General features: G+C 66.5%; 5 protein-coding genes. 4 read left to right on the top strand and 1 reads right to left on the bottom strand.

The features are described 5' to 3' along the window. Window positions 1-215 (bottom strand): SDR family NAD(P)-dependent oxidoreductase (locus tag QOD90_RS16140; protein ID WP_526351431.1); only part of this gene is annotated, 215 nt, incomplete at its 3' end. 131 nt (window positions 216-346) lie between these two features. Here QOD90_RS16140 and QOD90_RS16135 point away from each other — a divergent pair. The 4 genes from QOD90_RS16135 to QOD90_RS16120 all read left to right on the top strand — a co-directional run. Continuing rightward, a complete protein-coding gene (locus QOD90_RS16135) occupies window positions 347-790 on the top strand; it encodes a nuclear transport factor 2 family protein (protein ID WP_526351429.1) in 444 nt (147 codons plus the stop codon). A gap of 5 nt (window positions 791-795) precedes the next feature. Beyond that, complete coding sequence (locus tag QOD90_RS16130) at window positions 796-2,016, top strand: sulfotransferase (protein WP_526351427.1); 1,221 nt, start codon at window positions 796-798, stop codon at window positions 2,014-2,016. After that, the gene (locus QOD90_RS16125; RefSeq protein ID WP_526351425.1) at window positions 2,013-3,266 is read left to right on the top strand and encodes a hypothetical protein; all 1,254 of its coding nucleotides are present in this window, start codon (window positions 2,013-2,015) and stop codon (window positions 3,264-3,266) included. The genes QOD90_RS16130 and QOD90_RS16125 overlap by 4 nt, the downstream gene beginning before the upstream one ends. Further along, window positions 3,266-4,020: SDR family oxidoreductase (locus tag QOD90_RS16120; RefSeq protein WP_526351423.1), on the top strand; the 755-nt coding region annotated here is incomplete at its 3' end. The genes QOD90_RS16125 and QOD90_RS16120, both read left to right, overlap by 1 nt.

The following is a 4,020-nucleotide window of genomic DNA, read 5'->3' as shown; positions in this document are numbered from 1 at the left end:
TCGGCGAGGTCCAGCTTCACCACCGCCGTGTCGCCGCCGATCTCGGCGGCGCGCTGGGCGCCCAGCTCGACGTTGCGAACCGCGAGGATCACGTGGGCGCCGGCGCGGGCCAGCGCGCCGGCCGTCGCGAGGCCGACGCCGTTGGTGGCCCCGGTGACGATGATGCGCTTGCCGGTCAGATTGCCGAGTCGGGTCGGAGACCACTGTGAAGTCACGTCCCGAGACTAGCGTTGACATCACCCGCCCATGCTGGTTAGTTGACTGAAATTGACCGTAAAGCCGGTCAGCTCTACCAACTTATTTCGATGTCGGTACCCACCTTGCTCAATGAGGAGCCAGCTCCCACATGACGGACAGCGCCCGCCAGATCGAGAACCTGCTCTACACCTATGCCGAGCGCATCGACGCGGGGGATTTGGATGGGGTAGCCGACCTGTTCGAGCACGGCCGGATCTGCGGCGTCGAGAACGGGCCACCGGAGACCGTCTTCATCGGGGTCGAGCGCGTTCGCCAGATGTATGAGATGGCGACGCGCCTCTACGACGACGGCACCCCCAAGACCAAGCATCTGACCAGCAACGTGCAGGTCTACGTCGACGACGATGCGGGCACCGCGCGCGCCACCGCCTACTACTGCGTCACGCAGGCCACGCCCGACCTGCCGCTGCAGATCATCGTGACGGGCCACTACCGCGATACGTTTCATCGCATCGACGGCCGGTGGTGGTTCGACAGCAGGACCATGTACGTCGATCAGGTCGGCGACACCAGCCACCACCTGAAGTTCTGACCGCCGTGGCCCACCCGTTCGACGCGGCTCACCTCGCTGCCACCGCGCAGCAGAAGGAGGGTCTGGACGATTGGGGTCCACTGCCGTTCTTCGAGCCGCTCGCCGTCCTGGCCGACGACTACGCCGCCGCCGACCTCAACGACATCGGCGCGCACATCCTGCGGTCGGGCCTCGTCCACAGCCTGCGGATGCGCTTGCGCTCCCAGGAGTGGATCCGACTGCACCCCGAGGTTCTGCAGGAGAAGGTCGTCGCGCCCATCGTCGTGGTCGGCATGATGCGCAGCGGCACCACCCTTCTGCAACGACTGTTGGCGGCCGATGACCGCATTCACTGCGCGTACGGCTGGGAGGTCGTCGAAGTCGCACCCAAACTGGACCACCGGTGGTCGGATCCTTCTCCCGTCGCTTGGCTCGCCCCGGCAACGGAGGACCCTCGCATCGTCATCAGCGAGAAGCGCGAGGCGACCTCGCGCGAGCTGGCACCCGAACTGTTCGCCATCCACCCGATGTACGCCCGCGAGCCCGAAGAGGAGATCGTCTTTCTCTCCGACGCGTTCCTGTCACACGTACCCGAGTCGGGGGCTCACCTGCCCAACTATCGGGCGTGGATCGACGGCCAAGACTTCGGCCCCGCTTATGCGTATCTGCACCGAATGCTGCAGTTCCTGCAGTGGCAGAAGCGGCAGGCCGGTCGGGCGGCCACCCGGTGGGTACTCAAGTCACCGGCACATCTCGGGTATCTGGACGCACTGCGCGCCCAGTTCCCCGACCTGCACGTCGTGCACATGCACCGCGATCCGCGCGCGACGATCCCCTCCGGCGCCAGCCTCAACGCCACCCTCCACGCGATGCACGCCGACCACGTGGACCGCCACCGCGTCGGAGCGCAATGGCTACAGCGGATGGGGTGGACGAACGACCGCGCGATGGCCACTCGGGACGGCTGGGCCGACGACTCTGCGCTCTGCACGGACATCGAGTTCGCCGACGCCGTCGCCGACCCGATCGGTCAGGTGGCCCGGGTGTACGACGCGATCGGTATGCCGCTGAGCGGCGACGCCGAGTCGGCGATGCGGCGCCGGCTCGCCGACCGGCCACGGGAAGCACCGCGCCCGCCCTACGCCGCAACCGATTTCGGGCTCAGCGATGCCCTGATCGACGAACGTTTCGCCACCTACAACGCGCGGTTCCGTTCCGGAGCCACCTCTTCGAGGAGAAGACTTTGACCCATTACCCGGGTGATCCCGTCGCGACGGCGTCGCAACACGACCAGGAGTTGGCGGCGCTCGAACTGATCGACCACCCGACCGTCAAGGCGGCGTATCGCAGCGTCGCCGAAACGTGGCTGGGGCGGGCGAAGGCCTCCGACGCCATGCGCGCGTGCTTCGACGACGCGTTCGCCGAGGTGATGTTCTCCGCCGCGGTGTGGTCGTCCAACCAGGACAAGCTTCGACCCAAGGTCAGCTGCATCACCCGGCTCGGGCACCCGGTGTCTGGTCATCAGATCCCCGGATCCCGTTGGGGCATCGACAATCCCGACAGCGTGTACCGCGTGATCCCGATCTCCGGTGACGAGCGCTACGAAATCAACGGCCGCGTCGGCGCGAATCGCATGACGGAGAACTACTTCACGCTGTGGGATGCCCACATGGGAACGGTCGCCGTACTCAACGGCCGCACGATGGAGGTGGAGTCCGACGGGTCGTTCACGATCACCGTCGATGCCGACCCGGCGGGCGATCGCCCCAACCACGTCCAGTCCACGCCGGAGGCGCACGAGTTCTACATCCGCGACGTGCTGCTGAACTGGGACCGCGACGACCCGAATCACCTGACGGTGCAACGGTTGGGCGCCGCACCGTCGCACCCCACGAGGACCCGCGACGAGCAGGCGGACGCGACGGCGGCGATGATGGCCTACTTCGCCAACTTCACGGGCAAGCTCAGCCACGGCGTCTACAAGATGGCCCCCAACGACTTCAACCTCGCGTGGTCGGCCGACAAGGTCGGCGCGATGCGCAATCAGGTGTACGTCATGGGCCGGTTCGACCTGAACGATGGTGAGGCCTTCGTCGTCGACGTCAGCGATGGCGGTGCCGAGTACTTCACCGTGCCCCTGAGCAACATTTGGGGCACCACCCTCGACATCGTCGATCGCACCGGCAGCCTCAACAAGTCCCAGTCCGTGCCCAACGATGACGGCACCTACACCTACGTCATCTCTCCCACCGATCCCGGCGTCGCCAACTGGATCGACTCCGACGGCCTCAACGAGGGGATCCTGACGCTGCGGATGGCCGAATTCGGGGACGGTGGACCGAAGCAGGACTTGGGCGCCCGCGGTCGCGTGGTGAAACTCGACGATCTCGAAGCCGACGTCCCCACGCTGCGCCGGGTGTCGGAAGCAGAACGGGCGATCGAGCTCGCCGAGCGCCGCGCGGCGTACTTACGCCGCCTACCCGAAGGGACCATCTGATGGGCCGCTGGTTGGTCACCGGGTGCTCGACCGGCATCGGTCGTGAGATCGCCCGCGCTGCATTGGAAGCCGGCCACACCGTGGTGGTGACCGCACGACGCACCGAGACGATCGCCGACTTCGGCGACGAGTTCGGGGACCGCGCCGCGATCGTCGCCCTCGACGTGACGGACAAGGCCCAAATCGCCGCGGCGGTTCAGGTCGCCCACGACGCGTTCGGCGGCATCGACGTTCTGGTCAACAACGCGGGCAACGGCTACCTGTCGGCGATCGAGGAGGGCGAGGACGAGCAGGTCCGGAAGCTCTTCGACACCAACTACTTCGGTGTGGTGGACACCATCAAAGCCGTGCTGCCCGCCATGCGAGCCCGGCAGTCTGGGCACATCGTGAACATCTCGTCGATGACCGGCCTGGTCGCCAACCCGCCCAACGGGTACTACTCCTCGACGAAGTTCGCGCTCGAGGCGCTCACCGAAGCCCTCGCCCAGGAGGTCAAGCACCTCGGCATCAAGGTGACGGCGATCGAGCCCGGCGCATTCCGCACCGACTGGGCAGCGCGGTCGATGTGGGAGTCATCAACTCCGATAGGTGATTACGACGAGAACGTGGGGGCCCGCAAGACGATGATCAAGGAATTCGCCAATCACCTGCCCGGCGACCCACGCAAGGTAGCCGAGGCGGTGTTGATGGTCACCACGCTCGACGAGCCGCCACTGCGCTTGCTACTCGGTCGCGACGTCCTGAAGGCGGTGCG

It is taken from the genome of Mycobacterium sp. (assembly GCF_032161845.1).
Taxonomy (GTDB): Bacteria; Actinomycetota; Actinomycetes; order Mycobacteriales; family Mycobacteriaceae; genus Mycobacterium.
The sequence above is the reverse complement of the archived record's forward strand: the minus strand, read 5'-3'. Positions and strand labels throughout refer to the sequence as shown.